At 71.4% G+C, this 16,701-nt stretch carries 13 protein-coding genes and 1 other RNA gene; 5 read left to right on the top strand and 9 right to left on the bottom strand.

The features are described from left to right. Positions 1–20: 20 nt before the first annotated feature. The 7 genes from ACIBHY_RS17585 to ACIBHY_RS17555 form a co-directional block, all read right to left on the bottom strand. On the bottom strand, positions 21–974 hold the full coding sequence (locus ACIBHY_RS17585) for a helix-turn-helix transcriptional regulator (RefSeq protein WP_397242267.1): 954 nt from the start codon (positions 972–974) through the stop codon (positions 21–23). Positions 975–991: 17 nt separating this feature from the next. Beyond that, a complete protein-coding gene (locus ACIBHY_RS17580) occupies positions 992–2,842 on the bottom strand; it encodes a zinc-binding dehydrogenase (RefSeq protein WP_397307192.1) in 1,851 nt (616 codons plus the stop codon). A 165-nt stretch (positions 2,843–3,007) separates the two neighbouring features. Continuing rightward, positions 3,008–4,435, bottom strand: a complete 1,428-nt coding sequence (locus ACIBHY_RS17575) for an Nramp family divalent metal transporter (protein WP_397307191.1) — start codon at positions 4,433–4,435, stop codon at positions 3,008–3,010. Positions 4,436–4,444: 9 nt separating this feature from the next. Beyond that, the gene (locus ACIBHY_RS17570; RefSeq protein ID WP_397242273.1) at positions 4,445–5,203 is read right to left on the bottom strand and encodes a GNAT family N-acetyltransferase; all 759 of its coding nucleotides are present in this window, start codon (positions 5,201–5,203) and stop codon (positions 4,445–4,447) included. 7 nt (positions 5,204–5,210) lie between these two features. Next, positions 5,211–6,299 (bottom strand): M20/M25/M40 family metallo-hydrolase, encoded by a 1,089-nt coding sequence (locus ACIBHY_RS17565; protein ID WP_397307190.1) that lies wholly within the window; start codon positions 6,297–6,299, stop codon positions 5,211–5,213. Continuing rightward, on the bottom strand, positions 6,296–7,324 hold the full coding sequence (locus tag ACIBHY_RS17560) for a dipeptidase (protein WP_397307189.1): 1,029 nt from the start codon (positions 7,322–7,324) through the stop codon (positions 6,296–6,298). The genes ACIBHY_RS17565 and ACIBHY_RS17560 overlap by 4 nt, the downstream gene beginning before the upstream one ends. A gap of 100 nt (positions 7,325–7,424) precedes the next feature. Then, entirely contained in the window at positions 7,425–8,999 is a 1,575-nt protein-coding gene (locus tag ACIBHY_RS17555) for a flavin-containing monooxygenase (protein ID WP_397307188.1), read from the bottom strand. A 107-nt stretch (positions 9,000–9,106) separates the two neighbouring features. Between ACIBHY_RS17555 and ACIBHY_RS17550 the strand changes: the two genes are divergently transcribed. The 5 genes from ACIBHY_RS17550 to ACIBHY_RS17530 all read left to right on the top strand — a co-directional run bounded on the left by ACIBHY_RS17550 (position 9,107) and on the right by ACIBHY_RS17530 (position 13,339). Then, the gene (locus tag ACIBHY_RS17550; RefSeq protein WP_397307187.1) at positions 9,107–9,907 is read left to right on the top strand and encodes a Nif3-like dinuclear metal center hexameric protein; all 801 of its coding nucleotides are present in this window, start codon (positions 9,107–9,109) and stop codon (positions 9,905–9,907) included. Between the two features lie 2 nt (positions 9,908–9,909). Continuing rightward, positions 9,910–10,650, top strand: coding sequence for a zinc ribbon domain-containing protein (locus ACIBHY_RS17545; RefSeq protein ID WP_397307186.1), 741 nt, complete (start codon positions 9,910–9,912; stop codon positions 10,648–10,650). Next, a complete protein-coding gene (locus tag ACIBHY_RS17540) occupies positions 10,647–12,059 on the top strand; it encodes a histidine phosphatase family protein (RefSeq protein WP_397307185.1) in 1,413 nt (470 codons plus the stop codon). Before ACIBHY_RS17545 ends, ACIBHY_RS17540 begins: the two co-directional genes overlap by 4 nt. A gap of 38 nt (positions 12,060–12,097) precedes the next feature. Continuing rightward, positions 12,098–12,487, top strand: an RNA gene (gene rnpB / locus ACIBHY_RS17535) — RNase P RNA component class A. 384 nt (positions 12,488–12,871) lie between these two features. After that, the gene (locus ACIBHY_RS17530) at positions 12,872–13,339 is read left to right on the top strand and encodes a GNAT family N-acetyltransferase (protein WP_397242301.1); all 468 of its coding nucleotides are present in this window, start codon (positions 12,872–12,874) and stop codon (positions 13,337–13,339) included. 97 nt (positions 13,340–13,436) lie between these two features. On the opposite strand, the gene ACIBHY_RS17525 is transcribed toward ACIBHY_RS17530, so the two are convergent. After that, complete coding sequence (locus ACIBHY_RS17525; RefSeq protein WP_397307184.1) at positions 13,437–14,450, bottom strand: NAD-dependent epimerase/dehydratase family protein; 1,014 nt, start codon at positions 14,448–14,450, stop codon at positions 13,437–13,439. Positions 14,451–14,484: 34 nt separating this feature from the next. After that, positions 14,485–16,701: a SulP family inorganic anion transporter gene (locus ACIBHY_RS17520; RefSeq protein ID WP_397242305.1), complete on the bottom strand. Its 2,217-nt coding sequence runs from the start codon at positions 16,699–16,701 to the stop codon at positions 14,485–14,487.

Below are 16,701 nucleotides of genomic sequence, written 5' to 3'. Positions count from 1 at the left end.
GCCGGCCTCTGACCGCCGGCTTACCGGTCGCTGACCGCCCTGCCGTACCGGTCGGCCAGCGCCTTCACCGCGGCGGCGAGCTCCGGCGGGTCCAGCACCTCGAAGTCCACGTCGAGGAAGCCGATCCAGGCGGCGATGCCGGCGAGGTTGTCGCCGCCCACCCGCATCAGGCAACGGTCCTCGCCGTCCGGCTCGATCTCCAGGCCGAGCCCCAGCTTCCGCATCCGCTCGGCCGGCGCGTGCAGCAGCACCGTTCCGGTGTGCTCCCACATCGCGGTGCTGATCCCCTTCTCCACGTACGCCGCCACGTCGCCGGGCAGCTCCCGCGGCACGAACCTCGGCCCGGTGGCGGGCACCTTGAGCGTGATCCGGTCCACCCGGAACGTGCGCCAGTCGGCCCGCTCGACGTCCCACGCCATCAGATACCAGCGCCCCCTGCGATGCACCAGCCGGTACGGCTCCGCGTCCCGCCTGCTGACCGCCCCGCCGTGCCCCACGTAGTCGAAGCGCAGGCGCTCGTGGTCGCGGGCGGCGTTGGCGATCGTGGTCAGCACCTCGGGCGGCACCGACGGCGCCTCGCCGGGGATGTGCACCGTGTGGGTGTTGAGCGCGCTAACCCGGCGGCGCAACCGCGAGGGCAGCACCTGCTCCAGCTTGGCGAGCGCGCGTACCGAGGTCTCCTCGATCCCGGCCACGCCGCCGCCGGCCGCCCGCCCCAGACCGACCGCGACCGCCACGGCCTCCTCGTCGTCGAGCAGCAGCGGCGGCAGCGCCGCCCCGGCGCCGAGCCGGTAGCCGCCGGCCACGCCCGGGGTGGCGTGGACCGGGTAGCCGAGTGTGCGCAGGCGTTCGACGTCGTTCCTGACCGTCCGGGTGGAGACCTGAAGCCGGTCGGCCAGCTCGGGTCCCGACCATTCCTTGTGGGCCTGGAGCAGGGACAGGAGCTTGAGCAGGCGGGCCGAGGTTTCCAGCATGTGGCCCAGTGTGCCCGCTAACGAGGAACGTTCGCTTCCGCATTGACCACGATCTTGCCGAGGAAGTGGCCGTGTTCGCTGAGCCGGTGGGCGTCGGCGGCCTGTTCGAGGGGGAACTCGGCGGCGATGGGGAGGCGGGTGGCGGCGATTTCTCCCGAAATATCGCGAAGTTTGATGGGGCTGGATGACCCGCTGGAGAAGCGAACCCCGTGGCTGCCCGCACCGGGATCGGCGATGCTGACCACCTTGTCCGGATCGCCGGTGAGCCGGACCGACAGCGCCACCACATCCCTGCCCGAGGCGTCCAGCACCAGGTCCACCGGCTCCCCGATCCGCTCCTCCAGCCCGTCGCCGTAGGTCACCGGGTGCACGCCCAGGCCCTTCAGGTAGGGGTGGTGGGGTTCGCTGGCCGTACCGACCACCCGAAGCCCCGCCCGGATGGCCAGTTGGGCGGCGGCCAGCCCGACACCGCCCGCGACGGCGTGGATGAGCAACGTCCGCCCCTCCTCAAGCCCGAGCAGCGCCAGCGCCCGCGCCGCCGTCTCCACCGCCACCGGCAAGGCCGCCGCCTCGACATGGGTGTGCCCGTCAGGCTTGGCAACCAGATCATCCGGTACGGCCAGCACATAGTCGGCCAGCGCCCCGGAATGCCGCCCCACCACCCCCTGCCCGACCCGCAACCATCCCGCGTCCGGGCCCGCGTCCGGGCCGTCCACGCCGGGTCCGATCGCGTCGATGACGCCCGAGAACTCCAGCCCCGTGCCCGTGGGGCCGTCCAGCGGGATGCCGAAGGCGCCGCCGCGGATCTTCCAGTCCACGGCGTTGACCCCGGCCGCCCTGACCGCCACCCGCACCTGACCGGGGCCGGGCACGGGGATCGGCACCTCGTCCACTCGCAGCACCTCGGCGCCGCCGTGCTCGGAGTAGCGCACCGCCCGCCCGTGGGTCACCAGCACCGCCTTGCCGACCACGTCGCGCGCCTCCAGCGCCGCGTGGGCCCGATGCGCCTGGTCCAGCGGCACCGCCAGCCCGATCGTGGGCGTGATCCCGGCGGTCAGCGTCCGCTCCGCCAGCCGGTGCAGCGCCTCCGGCGTGAACTGCACCTGCTCGATCCCCACCAGCCGCACCCCGCGCCGCTCCGCCTCGTCGGGACCGACGGCCGCGAACTCGCCACTGAGCACCCCGTACCCGAAGAACACCCCACCCGGGACGGTCAGCGCGAAGGCGTCGGCCCCCACCCGCCCGCCCACCCCGTCGAAGACGACGTCGAACTCCAGGTCACCGGAGGCCAGGGCCGGGTAGTCCACCACGGACGAGGCGCCCAGCGAGAGGGCACGGGCCCGCTTGGCCGGGCCCCGGGCGGCGCCGACCACGTGGGCGCCCGCCCTGGCCGCCAGTTCCACGAGCACCAGCCCGAGCGCCCCGCCCGCCCCGGTCACCAGCACCCGCGCACCCGGCTTGAGCTCGGCGGCGTCGAGAAGGCTGAGCGCCGCCGGTCCCACCTGGAGCAGGGCGGCGGCCGAGATCAGCGAGACGTGATCGGGCACCTCCACGAGCGCGGACAGAGGCGCGGCCACCTGTTCGGCGTACCCGCCGCCGGGCAGAAGCGCGGCGACCCGCCGCCCTTCCCAGGAGCCGGCCTCCGGCGCCGGCCGGACCACCCCTGCCACGGCCGTCCCGGGCACGTAGGGCGGCTGGGTGCCGAACCACTCCCGCCCCCAGCCGGTGCGCAACTGCACCTCGATCGACAGCACGTCGGCCGCGCGCACCTCGATCACGACCTCTCCCGGCCCGGCGGTCACCGGGGAGGACTGACGAACCCGCAGGACTTCCGGACCACCGAACCGGGTCACTTCGACAATGTTCATGCCGGGCAGTCTGGTACCTCAACCAAAGTAGAGGTCAAGCGGGCGCCGTGACGGCGGGGACCACGTCCGGCGTGAGAAGCGATCCCCCCGATCGGCGCCCGCCCGGGTCGGCGGGTGGCGTGGGGGTGGCGGGAGCCGTAACGGAAGGACGGCCCGCCAGAAGCGTCAGAAGAGTTTGCCGGCCTGCTGGACCAGGGTGAGGATCGTGAGAGAGCCGAAGAAGGCGACGGACCAGAACAGGGCCGCCAGCCGGTACGAGCGGACCTTGATCGCGTCGGGCAGCGACCGCCGGTTGAGGATGATCAGCAGGATCGAGTACACGAACATCATCACCGCCGCGAAACTCGCCGAGAACACCAGCAGGATCAGCGGCTGGTCGAAGCCCAGCAGCAGGATCGCGATCCCCAGCACGGTCATCGTCCACACCGTGAGGAAGTAGACGCGGTTGACCGTGATGCCGCGGTTGCGGAGGTAGACGGTCTTGATGACGTCCGAGGCCAGGCGCGAGGTGTAGTCCACGATGCCCATCGCCGAGGCGAACAGCGACAACGCGCCGATCACCCAGAACAGCACGCCGAACCACGGCCCCACCACGCTCTGCAGCGTCTCGCCCTCGACCTTGAGGAAGGTGATGCTGTTGGCCAGCCCCTCCTTCCCGAACACCGTCGAGTACGCCAGCATCGACATCAGCGCGATCGTCAGGAACGAGACCACCGCGAAGGTGGACCCCTGCTCGATGTTGGCGAAACGCCACCACTGCCGCCAGCGGGCCAGGTTCTCCTTGGTCGGGGCGAACTGGAACCCCGTGGACGCCGCCGCCTCCTCGTGTCCGGTGACCGGGCTGACCAGGCGCGGGACGTACGCGCCCATGCCGAAGCCCTTGTCGCGGATCCAGTTGCTCTGGCACAGGTTCTGCCCGCCGCCCGCCCCGGCGTAGGCGATGGCGCCCATGAGCACCGCGAACTCCAGCGGCGGCACCGGGAAGCTCGCCCCGACGGTCAGGCCCTTGCCCAGTTCCACCCAGGCGTCGGCGTTGATCGCGAACAGGATCGCGACCACCGCGAGCGTCAGCACGAGGGCGATCTTCACGAAGATCACCCGCTCCAGGACGGTGTAGATGACCGGGGCGAGCGTCAGCCCCAGCGCGATGACCAGCAGCATGCCGATCGCGATGTAGCGGACGCTCGGCTGGCCGCCGCCGGTCAGGTACGTGACCATCGTGGCCGAGGTCGTCACCCAGCCCGGCCACAGGTTCGAGCAGAGCGTCATCAGCACGAAGACCAGGCCCCAGTGCTTCCACATGCGGCTGAACCCGGTCAGCGCGGTCTCGCCGGTGGCCAGCGTGTACCGCTCGATCTCCATGTTGAGGAACCACTGCGTGACGATGCCGATCAGCGCGCCCCAGATGAAGACCAGGCCGACCTGGGAGGCGATGTAGGGCCAGAGGATGAACTCGCCGGAGGCCAGTCCCACACCCGCGCCCACCAGGCCGGGCCCGATGACGCGCCAGGTGGTGCGCGGTGGTTCTGGCAGGTCCCTCACGGTTACCGGGGGGAGAACGCGGTGCGGGACGGTGGGGGTGAATTCCGTCATGCACCGACGTTAACCAGGCTGTTCGCCCTCTGACAGCTTTAGTACATATTCTCCACGGTCCGTGAAATCCACGACCCGCGCGCCCCCGCCCATCAGCCCGCCCAGGACCTCGCGCAGCGCCATCCGCCACGCCATGCCCGCCGCGGGCTTCTCCCGCCGCAGCGTCTCGATGTCGCGCGGCGTCGCCACCAGCACGACCGGCCCGTCGGCCCGCCCCACGACGGGCATCCCGTCCCGCTCCGCCACCCCCGCCGTGGCGTTCCCGATCGGGTACGGCACCGCCGTCTCGTCCAGCCGCCACACCGCCAGCAGCCGGTCGGACCGGTCGCCCTCGTTGATGGCGTCGGCCATGATCCCGTAGAAGTCCTCCAGGTACTCCTCCGGCCGCGCGCCCAGCTTCACCAGGTTGAAGCGGGCGTTACGCCGTACCAGCGGGTCGAACGTCCAGCTGATCTTCGTGATCCCCCTGGCCAGCGCCCAGTCGCGCTGGTGCCGTTTGAGCGGCAGCCCGATGCCCTGACCGGGCAGCGCGCCGGTCACGTGGGAGTGCAGGGTGCCGCCGGCGGCCAGGATCCCCACCGATCCGCCGACCAGTTCCCCGTCACGGTAGGCCCCGGCCACGTAGCCGCCCGTGTGCGAGAACACCTTCATCAGCTCCACGGTCACCGGCGGGTTGCCCGGTTCGGGCTGCCAGATGTCGTCGAACAGGCGGTGCAGTTCGACGAACTCCCGCCGGTCGTGGAGCTCGCGGATCTCGAGGTCGCTCATGTCTCCCTCACTCACCCGCCAGGACCGCCGACACCAGAGCCCGCAGGAGCTCCGTGCGGCGCGGCATCTCGGCGACGATCACGTGTTCGTGGTCGGCGTGCGCGCCGCCGCCCACGCCGCCCAGCCCGTCGAGGGTGCGGCAGCCGACCCCGGCGGTGAAGTTGCCGTCGGAGGCGCCGCCCACGTGCGCGCTGGTCAGGGGCTCCGGGCTGAGCCGCTGGGCCAGCGCGAACAGCTCCGCCGACATGGCCTCCTCCAGCGGCGGCCGGTTCGGTCCGCCGCTGACCTCGATCCGGGTGCCGGGGGTCGTGGGGGACAGGGCGCGCATGAGCTCGTCCACGCGGGTCTGCGCGGCCACCGACGACACCCGCACGTCCACGCCGACCCGGGCGTGCGCGGGCACGGTGTTGACGGTCGAGCCGCCGGACAGCACGGTCGGCGTGACCGTGGTGGCCGTGGCCCTGGGCAGCTCGCCGCCGTCGACGAGCTGGGCCAGTTCGTCGATGGCGAGGATCTGGCGGGCCAGCTCGACGCCCGCGTTGGCGCCGTTCCACGGTTCGAGTCCGGCGTGGGCGGCCTTGCCGTACACCTCGACCCGATAGTCGGAGGTGCCCTTGCGCGCGGTCTTCAGCGCGCCGCCGTCGGCGCTGGCCTCCAGCACGAACGCGGCGGCCAGCCCGCGCGCGGTCTCCTCGATCAGCCCGCTGGACGTCGTCGAGCCGACCTCCTCGTCGCCGGTGATCAGCACGGTGACTCCGTCGAGGCTCGGCAGCCCCGCCAGCGCGTGGAAGGTCTGCACCAGCCCGGCCTTCATGTCGAACACGCCCGGCCCGCGCGCCACGCCGTCCACCACCGACCACGGGTGGGTGCGCAGCGTGCCCATCGGCCAGACGGTGTCGTGGTGGCCGAGCAGGAGCACGCGGGGCTCGCCGAACGTCCAGCGCAGGTGGGTGACGCCGTCCACGACGATGAACTCGGGTTCTGCGCCGAGATGCCGCGCGCCCATCGCGCCCACGACCTTGGCGCTGCGCGCGACCGCCTCCAGATCGCTGGAGAACGACTCACACGTGACCAGCTCTTCGAGTTCCGCGATCATACGAGCAGCTCCCCCAGGAAACGGTGGACATTCCCACCGATGATCTTCACAACGTCGCTTTCCGGCACCCCGCGCCGCAACAGCCCCTCGGTGACCATCGGCAACCCCGCCGGTCCCTCCAGCCCGGGGATCGCCTGCAGCGGGTCCACGCCGCGCAGGTTGACGTCCTCGCAGCAGGGCGGCGTGAGCTCCTTCAGCACCTCGTACACGAAGTCCGGGCCCAGCCCCACGTGGTCGATCCCGGCCACGGCGGCGATGTGCTCGATGTGGTCGAGCAGGTTGTCGAGCTGAGCCTTCGAGCCGTCCTCCAGCAGGAACGGGGCGAAGAAGTTCACGCACACGACGCCGCCGCCCGCCGCCACGGCGCGCAGCTGGTCGTCGGTGAGGTTGCGGTGGTGGTCGCGCAGCGCGCGGGCGCTCGAATGCGTCGCCAGGACCGGCCTGGTCGACAACTCCAGCACGTGCGCCACTCCCGAGGCGCCCAGGTGCGAGATGTCGAACACCATCCCCAGCCGCTCCATCTCCCGCAGCGCCGCCACGCCATGGGAGGTCAGGCCGCTGCCGGTGGCGTCCTCGCCGCTGCCGTCGGCCAGCGGGGTGCGCCCCCAGTGCGCGATCGAGGCGACCCGCACGCCCAGCCGGTGAACGGTGGAGATCAGCTCCACGCTGGCGTCGAGGCCCGGCATGCTCTCCAGCGCCAGGACGAGCGCGATCTTCCCGTCCGCGAGCGCCGCGTCGATCTCCGCTCCGATACGGCACAGCGCCACGGCCCCGGCGTTGCCCTCGGCGATCACGTGGGCACACTCGATCATGCGCAACGTCTGCCGGAGCGCGCCCTCCGGGCGGTACTGGTCGTCGATGAACACCGGCAGCACCTGCAGGTTCACCCCGCCGGCCTGAAGCTGGGGCAGCCAGCGCTCGCGGAAGAACGAAGCCCAGATCTCCGCCGGTCGCGCCGAGACCGCCATCAGCAGGTCGTTGTGCGTGTCGGCCACGACCGCACGCTGGTGGAGGGGTGTTGTCATGTCACCGACGTTATCGCGCCAGACGGCCGCGACCGCTCGTACCGCAGGCCAAATCCACCCATGGTGGATGGGGCCGTGCGACAAACGATGGCGTGCCCCGCTAGCCGAACCGGTAGGCGGGTAGCGGGGGTAGTGCGGTCAGTTTCCGGTAGAGGGGAGTGGGGCCCGGCCAGTTGTTGGTGACGCGGCCCTCGGTGGTCTTGTACCAGCTCCGGCAGCCGTTCCCCCACACCATGCGGGCCATGGCCACGTCCAGTTGCCTGCTCCACGCCGCCATCGCCTCCGCTCTGACCTCCATCGGTCCCCGGTCCGCGAGGTACGGCAGGCAGTTCATGATGTGGTTCACCTGGCATTCGATCATGAAGATGATCGAGTTGTGGCCCAGGTTGGTGTTGGGGCCGTACAGCAGGAACAGGTTCGGGAAGTCCGGCACCGAGATGCCCAGGTACGCCTCCGCCCCCTGCTTCCACCGCTCGTCCAGCCGTTGCCCGCCGCGGCCCGTGAACGCGATCGGCGCCAGGAACTCGGTGCTCCTGAACCCCGTCCCGTAGATGATGGTGTCCGCCTCGCGCAGTCCCCGTGTGGTCTCGACCCCCTCGGCGGTGATGCGGACGATCCGGTCGGTCACCACGTCCACGTTGGGCCGGGTGAGCGCGGGATAGAACTTGCTGTCGATGACCACCCGCTTGCAGCCCGGCGGGTAGTCGGGCGTGAGCTTGGCGCGCAGCCCGGGGTCGGCCACCTGCGCGCGCAGGTGGCCGAGGGCCCGGTTCCTGAGCAGCCCCTCGCTCCACCCGCGGGCCAGCGCCGGGTAGAGCGTCCCCTCGGCGTAGCGGTAGATCCATTCGCGGTACGCGCGCTGTAACCCGGGCACGAAGTGCAGCGCCAGCCGGGTCAGCGGTCCGAAGGCGGCGTCGGGTTTGGGGATGACCCAGTTCGGCGTGCGCTGGAACACGTCCAGGTGCCCGGCCCGTCCCGCCACCGGCGGGATGAACTGCGCGGCCGACGACCCGGTGCCGATGACGGCCACCCGGCGGCCGCTGAGGTCGTGGTCGTGGTTCCAGCGGGCGGAGTGGAAGGAGACGCCCTCGAAGTCCGCCATGCCGGGGATGTCGGGCACCAAGGGCCGATTCAGCTGCCCGACCCCGGCCACCACGACCTCGAACTCCTCGATCCGCACACCTCCCACCCCGAGCACCGGCCGGTCATCCCGAGGTCCGTCGTTCCCGGGTGTGTCAGCCCGTGGACCGTCGTTCCCGGGGATGCCGGCCTCCGGGTCGTCGGGCGGGCTGGTTCTGGTGGGGGCGGCGGCCGTATCGCAGGGGCGGGTGGTGAGGTGCCAGTGGTCGCCGTCGAAGACCGCCGCCGAGACCTCGGTGTGAAAGCGGATTTTCCCCCTGACGCCGTATTTGTCGGCGCAATGGGCGAGATAGCCAAGAATCTCGGGCTGGCCGGGGTAGCGGCGGGTCCACGAGGCGTACTTCTCGAAGGAGAAGGAGTACAGATGGGAGGGGATGTCGCAGCCCGCGCCCGGATAGCTGTTGTCGCGCCACGTGCCGCCGACCTCGCCGGCCTTCTCGAACACGGTGTAAGAAGTGATGCCCGCGCGTTCGAGCTGGATCGCCATGCAGAGACCACCGAATCCCGCACCGATGATCGCGATCCTAGGTGACATAACGCCCTCCGCGTCAGGATCCACTTACATTACGCCGAACCCTGTTCGGACGACACCCCCGACACAACACGCCTGACGCATCGGTCCGGGCCGGTAGTCTGCGCAGCGTGACGCTGGCAGAAGTGATCGGAACGCTCGAAACGGCCTACCCGCCCGCCACCGCCGAATCCTGGGACGCGGTCGGCCTGGTCTGCGGCGACCCTGCGCTTGAGGTGCGGAAAGTCCTGTTCGCGGTGGATCCGGTGGCGGTGGTCGCGGAGGAGGCCATCGCGTGGGGAGCCGACCTGATCGTCACCCACCACCCTCTCTACCTGCGCGGCACCACGAGCGTCGCCGTCACCACCCCCAAGGGTCGCCTGCTCCATACCCTCATCAAGCGCGACATAGCCCTCTACACCGCTCACACCAATGCCGACGTCGCCAACCCCGGCGTATCCGACGCGCTGGCCCGAGCCGTGGGCCTGACCGGCGACCTCGTGCCGCTGCGTCCCTTCCCCGACGATCCCTGGCGCGGCCTGGGCCGGATCGGCACGCTGCCGTCCCCCGTCACGCTGGGCGACTTCGCCGAGCGGGCGGCCGAGGGCCTGCCCAAGACGTCCTGGGGAATCCGGGTGGCGGGGGATCTGTCCCGTCCGGTCGCGCGCGTCGCCGTCAGCGGGGGCGCGGGCGACTCCCTCCTCGGCACGGCCCGCGCCGCCGGGGCCGACGTCTTCCTGACCGCCGATCTTCGGCACCACCCGGCCAGCGAGTTCATGGAGGCCGACGGCCCGGCGCTCATCGACGCCGCCCACTGGGCCACCGAATGGCCGTGGCTGGACAGCGCCGCGTCCATCCTGGCCTCGAGTGGCGTTAACGTTGAGACGCGCGTCTCCGCCACGGTCACCGATGCTTGGACAAGAGGATATTGATCATGAAAGCAGCCCCTGAAGCACAGAAGCGACTGCTCGACCTGGCAGAGCTCGACTCCGCGGCCGACCGGCTGGCCCACCGCCGCCGTACCCTGCCCGAGCTGGCCGAGATCGAAGAGCAGACCAAGCGGTTCGCCAAGCTCTCGACCGAGGTGATCGAGGCCGAGACCGAGGCGGGCGACCTCGCGCGCGAGCAGACCAAGGCCGAGGCGGACGTCGACACCGTGCGCACCCGGTCGGAACGCGACCAGAAGCGCCTCGACTCCGGCGCCGTGACCTCCCCCAAGGACCTGGCCAGCCTGCAGTCCGAGATCACCTCGTTGCACCGCCGCCAGGGTGACCTGGAAGAGGTCGTCCTGGAGATCATGGAACGCCGTGAGGCCGCCGACGCCAAGGCCGTCGACCTGGTCGCCCAGCGCGACGCCCTCGCCTCCACCAGGGCCGTCGCCGAGGACCGCCGCGACGCCGCGCTCGGCGAGATCGACAAGGACGCCGCCGACGTGCAGCAGCGCCGCGGTGACGTCGTCGCGGACATCCCCGCCGACCTGATGACCCTCTACACCAAGCTCAAGGGTCAGTACGGCGTCGCCGCCGCCATGCTCTACCGGGGCCAGTGCCAGGGCTGCAAGGTGTCGCTGTCCATCGCCGAGATGAACCGCATCAAGGCCGCGCCCCACGACGAGGTCCTGCGCTGCGACGAGTGCCGCAGGATCCTGGTCCGCACGCCAGAGTCGGGCCTGTGACCTCGTACATCATCGAGGCCGACGGCGGCTCACGGGGCAACCCGGGCCCCGCGGGCTACGGCGCCGTCGTCCTCGACGCCGCCGACCGGCAGGTGCTGGCCGAGACCGCCGAGGCGATCGGCGTCGCCACCAACAACGTGGCCGAGTACCGCGGCCTGATCGCCGGCCTCACCGAGGTGCTGCGGCTGGGCGGCGAGGGCGCCGCGGTGGCGGTGCGCATGGACTCCAAGCTGGTCGTCGAGCAGATGGCCGGAAACTGGAAGATCAAGAACGAGGGGTTGCGCCCGCTCGCCCTGGAGGCCAACCGGCTGGCCGGGCGGCTGCGGGTGACCGAGTGGACCTGGATCCCCCGGGAACGCAACAAACACGCCGACCGCCTGGCCAACGAGGCCATGGACGCCGCCGCCAAGGGCCTCCCGTGGCAGCCGGGCGACCAGCCCGGCCCCGATTCCCCAGCCCACGCAGACCACGGCGAAACCGGCAACTCAGGCGACCTACCCGCAGCCCCCGCCGACCGGCGTGAATCCGGCAAGCCGGGCACCGGTAGCGGATCCGGTGGGCCGGGTATCGGGGGCGGGGCCCGTGAACCGGGCGCGTCCGATGCCGGGCGAGGGGTTGCCGGGCAGGCGTCGGGCGAGGCCGGGCAGACGGAGCTTTTCGTGGACGGCGGTGCGCCGGCCCGAGCGGCGGCGCGCAAGACGCCGGCTCCCGGCGCGGACCTGTCGGCGCCCTCCGCCTCCACCGCCGCGCGGCAGACCAGGGCCAAGGGGGCGGGCTGGGGTGATGCCACCCGCGTCGCCACCTCCCTGCTGTTGCTGCGGCACGGCGAGACCCCGCTGTCGGTGGAGCGGCGCTTCTCCGGGCTGGGGGACGCCGAGCTCACCGCCAACGGCCTGGCCCAGGCGGCGGCGGCCGCGGAGAGGTTGTCGCGGGAGCCGTACCGGCTGGATGTGATTGTGAGCTCGCCACTCAAGCGCGCCCGGCAGACCGCGGAGGCGGTCGCGGCCCGCGCGGGGCTCGGCGTGGAGCTGGACGAAGACCTCAGGGAGACCGATTTCGGGGCGTGGGAGGGGCACACGTTCACCGAGATTCAACGGCGCTGGCCGGAGGAACTGGCCGCGTGGCTGGCCGAGCCCTCGGTGGCGCCCCCGGACGGCGAGAGCTTCGCCGAGGCCGCCCGCCGGGTGCAGCGCGTCAGGGATCGCCTGGTCGAGCAGCATCTGGGCAAGACGGTCCTGGTCGTGTCGCACGTGACGCCGATCAAGATGCTGCTGCGGTTCGCGCTGATGGCGCCGCCGGCGGCGTTGTACCGGATGCATCTCGACCTGGCCTGCCTGAGCCTGGTCGACTATTACGCGGACGGCAACGCCGTGGTGAAGGCGTTCAACGACACCGCGCACCTGCGCTGAATCCCCGGTGGCCCAGGAGTGATAACCTCGCTGCCAGACGAGCCGGCCGGGCGGCCGCGTCGGGCCCGCGAGGGTCCGCCGAGGAAGGTCCGGGCTCCACAGGGCAGGGTGGTCGGTAACGCCGACCCGGGGTGACCCGCGGGACAGTGCCACAGAGAACAGACCGCCTCCCCTTTTCGGGGAGGTAAGGGTGAAACGGTGGTGTAAGAGACCACCAGCGCCCACGGTGACGTGGGCGGCTCGGTAAACCCCACCTGGAGCAAGGTCAAGAAGGGCGTCTCGCGAGAGGCGCCCGCGCACGGCGTTCGAGGGCTGCCCGCCCGAGCCGCGCGGGTAGACCGCTTGAGGCCGCCGGCAACGGCGGCCCTAGATGGATGGTCGCCCCCTCACCAGAGGGACAGAACCCGGCCTACAGGCCGGCTCGTCACCATAGTCTGGCTGGAACGTTCCCCTTTTCGTGGCTACGGTCCGCATATGGCCGACCGGCGGCAGCACGTGAAGGGGCACTACCGGCGACGCCCTGGAGGCGGCCGGACCTGGGTACGACCGCACCTTCGCATGGGGCGGGTCGCCGGGACCTCGGTGGGGGTCCTCGTCCTGCTGCTGGGCCTCTGGCTGGCGGCCGGTGCGATGGGAAGCGGTCCGGAACCGGCGCCGCGCCCGCCTCTGCCCGCGAGCGGACCGCCCCCACCCGCCCCGCCGGCCGAACCTCCGCCGCCGGAGCCGCCCCCGGACCCGCCCACTGAGGCGCCCCCTCCGGATCCGCCCACGGGTGGATAAGGCCTGGCCGGGACTCGGTTAACCTGAGGCACATGATTCGACCCGCGACCCCCGACGACGTCTCCGAGATCCTGGCCATGGTCGCCGAGCTGGCCGACTACGAGAAGGTGCCCCACGAGGCCAGGGCGACCGAGGCGCAGTTGCGTACGGCCCTGTTCGGGGGACAGCCCGCCGCCTTCGCGCACGTGGCCGAGCACGATGGGCGGCTCGCCGGGTTCGCGTTGTGGTTTCTGAGCTTCTCGACGTGGCGTGGCGTACACGGGATCTATCTCGAAGATCTCTACGTGCGGCCGCAGCACCGAGGCGGCGGGTACGGCAGGGCGTTGCTGGCCGAACTGGCCAAGATCTGCGTGGACCGGGGCTACCAGCGCCTGGAATGGTCGGTGCTCGACTGGAACGCCCCCGCCATCGGCTTCTACAAGAAGCTCGGCGCGATCCCCATGGACGAGTGGACCGTCTACCGCCTCACCGACGAGCCGTTGCGGGCCTTGGCGGAGTGAGAGGCGGAGGCATCGGCAACCCCGCCCCTCACTCACGTCCCTGGGAGTCGGGACGCTCTCCACGCTAGAACCGGCGAATGGCCCCGTCTGCGGAAGATTACGCAGAACGGGCGGCCCAGGCGGCCAGGATGGCCTGCTCCTTCTCGGGCGCCATGCCGTGCTTGTGCTTCTTGCCGTAGACCCGCTCGTCCTCGGGGATCTGCCGCAGCCACTCCCAGGTGTCGCGTACGGTGTCGGCCACGGGACGGCAGCGCAGCCCCGCCGCCTCGGCCTTGCCGGTGGAGACGGTCCAGAAGTTGGCCATGTCGGGCTGGGCGGGAGCCCACAGCGGAAGCTCCATCCACACGCCGGCCTCGTGCTCGATCAGGAAGTCATCGGCGACCCACACGAACTCCGCGTCCGACCCGGTCTCCCGCCTGCACATCTCCAGCCACCCGCCGTAGGTGGCGTTGCCCTCCGGCCCGGTGACGATGAACCGGTCGGCCACGCCCTTCTCGGCCTGGTCCAGCGTGAAGACGGCGATGTCGCGGGCGTCGATGAGCTGCATGGGCTGCGCCGGGTCGCCGGGGGCCAGCACCTTCCCGCCCTTCGAGATCCTGGTCAGCCACCACGGCAGCCGGGCGACGTTCTCGTAGGGGCCGAGGATGAGGCCGGGCTGGATGATCAGGGCGTTGCCCGCGAAGCCCTGCTCGACGGCGCGCTCGCAGCCCGCCTTGAGCACGCCGTAGTCACCGGCGTCGGGACCGGCGTCCGGCGCGCAGTCCCAGAGCGGGCTGTCCTCCGAGGTCTGCTCGGCGGGAAAGTTCTTGAAGGCCGAGATGGTGGAGATGAAGGCGTACGTCGCCGCCCGCCCGGACAGCACCCGCACCGCCTCGCCCACCACCTTCGGCACATAGCCGGAGGAGTCGACCACCAGATCCCAGGTGCGCCCGTCGACCAGCCGCTCCAGGTCCGCGGTGACCTCGCGGTCCCCGTGCACCGCCTCGACACCGGGCAGGTCGGGCCCGCTCTGACCTCTGTTGAACGTCGTGACCTCATGTCCTCGGTCGAGCGCTTCCTGCACGATCGCGCGGCCGAGGAACGCGGAACCTCCGATGACCAGAACTCTCATAACTGCATTCTTCGCGTACGGCCCGCCAAATCCGTCACGTCTTCACCGAGAGCGTAGAAGGCAGCTGCGGCAGCATGTGCACCCGGGCCGACCCGATGTCGAAGTAGAGCCCGACCAGCTCCAGCTCCCCGGCCCTCACCTGCTCGTCCACCCGCCGGTACGTGCGCAGGTTGAGCAACTGCTGCTGCACGTTGACCCGGCACAGCCGATCCAGCGGCCCGCTGTCGCTCCCGTCGCCGTCGGTTTCGATGAACCGGGCCAGACTGTGGTTGCCGTGCCGCAGCCAGCGCCGCAGCCCCGGCAGGCTGCCCGCCTGAACACCGCCGCTGAGCAGCCCGGTCATCGCCCCGCAGCCCGAGTGCCCGCACACCGTGATCGTGCGCACCCCCAGCACCTGGGTGGCGAACTCGATCGCGGCCACGACCGAGTCGTCGTGCGGCTCACTGCCGCGCCGGGGCACGAGATTGCCGATGTTGCGCACGGTGAACAGGTCGCCGGGCCCGCTCGCGGTGATCAGGCTCGGCATCACCCGCGAGTCGGCGCAGGTGATGAACAGGTGCGAGGGCGTCTGCCGGCGGGCCAGCTCGGTGAAGATGGGACGGACCAGCGGAGCCGTACGGCGATGGAACTCACGGGCGCCCGCGGTCAGCTGGCACTCGACCTCGACCGGTCCGACCTGCTGCGGCACCAGCGACGGCCGGACGGTGCGCCGTCTGCGGTGCGCCCACGGCAGCCACCAGCGGTCCGGCGCCCGCGGCGGGGTCTTGGCGGGGAACATGCGCGAGCCCGAGGCCGCCATCGCGTACCACTCGTCGTGGATGTCGTCGATGTCCACGTGGCCGCCCAGCCGCTCGTGGTCCACCCGCCACGAGTGGATCGCCTCGAACGCGGCATTGTCCATGAAGTCGATGTTGAGGTCGAGGTCGACGGTGGCGCCCTCGGGAATCGAGCGCAGCTCCTGGGTCAGCCGGGGCACGCCGAGGAAGGTGAGCGAGCCGGAGATCGTCGCGTGGTAGTGGCCGTCCTCCTCCGGGCGTACGTTCACCGTCACCCAGGTCAGCCGGCGCAGGGCCAGCAGCGCGGCCAGGCCCAGCCCGGCCACCACGCCCTCGGCCAGCCCGAGCACGACGACGCCGACCAGGGTCACGATGTAGACGGGCACCTCGCCGTGGCCGTGCACCTTCCTGACGTGGCCCAGGTTGACCATCTGCACGCCGATGAAGACCAGCAGCGCGGCCAGCGCCTCCATCGGGATCAGCTGGATCGACCAGCCGAAGCCCAGCGCGAACAGCAGCATCCAGACGCCGTGCAGCACCGCCGACCAGCGGCTGCGCGCGCCCGCCTTGACGTTGGCGGTGCTGCGCACGATCGCCCCCGCCACCGGCACCCCGCCGAGCGCCCCGGTCACCATGTTGGCCACGCCCTGGCCGGTCAGCTCGGTGTCGAGGTCGGCGCGCGGGCCCTTGTGCGTGCCGTCGACCGCGACCGAGCACAGCAGCGACTCCACGCTGGCCAGCAGCGCGACGAGAAGCACCGCGACGACGATACGGTGCCCGTCGCCCTGCGGCAGCACAGGGAAGGCCCAGTCGGTGAAGCTGCCGGACAGGTCGACCCGGGTCACGTTCCAGCCGAACGCCCACGCCGTCACCGCGGCGGCCAGCAGCGCGGCCAGCGGTGCCGGCACGGCCCTGACCGGTTTCGGGAGCTTCGACCAGATCGCCAGCACCGCGATCGTCAGCACGCCGACCGCGAAGCCGTGGTCGTGATGGGCGGCGATCTGCGCGGGCAACTCGATGAGGTTGGCGACGGCCGAGGTCTGCGGGCTGCCGCCGAGCACGACGTGCAGCTGCGACAGGGCGATGACCACGCCCACCCCGGCCAGCGTGCCGTGGATGACCGCGGGGGAGACCGCCAGGGTGGCCCGTGCCGCGCGGAAGAGGCCGAGGACGATCTGCACGGCGCCGGCCAGCAGGGTGATCATGCAGGTGGCGCGCCAGCCGTACGTGTGGACCAGGTCCACCACGACGAGCGACAGACCGGCGGCGGGCCCGCTCACCTGTACGGCGGAGCCGCCCAGCGCGCCCGCCACGATGCCGCCCACCACGCCCGAGATCAGGCCCGCGGCGAGCGGCGCCCCGGAGGCCATGGCGATGCCCAAGGACAGGGGCACCGCGACGAGGAACACCACCAGCGAGGCGGGCAGGTCGTATCGGAGCGTGCGGATCACGCTACTCTGTGTGTCCCTGATCAT

The sequence above is a fragment of the Nonomuraea sp. NPDC050547 genome, assembly GCF_044457345.1.
GTDB lineage: Bacteria > Actinomycetota > Actinomycetes > Streptosporangiales > Streptosporangiaceae > Nonomuraea.
The sequence above is the reverse complement of the archived record's forward strand: the minus strand, read 5'-3'. Positions and strand labels throughout refer to the sequence as shown.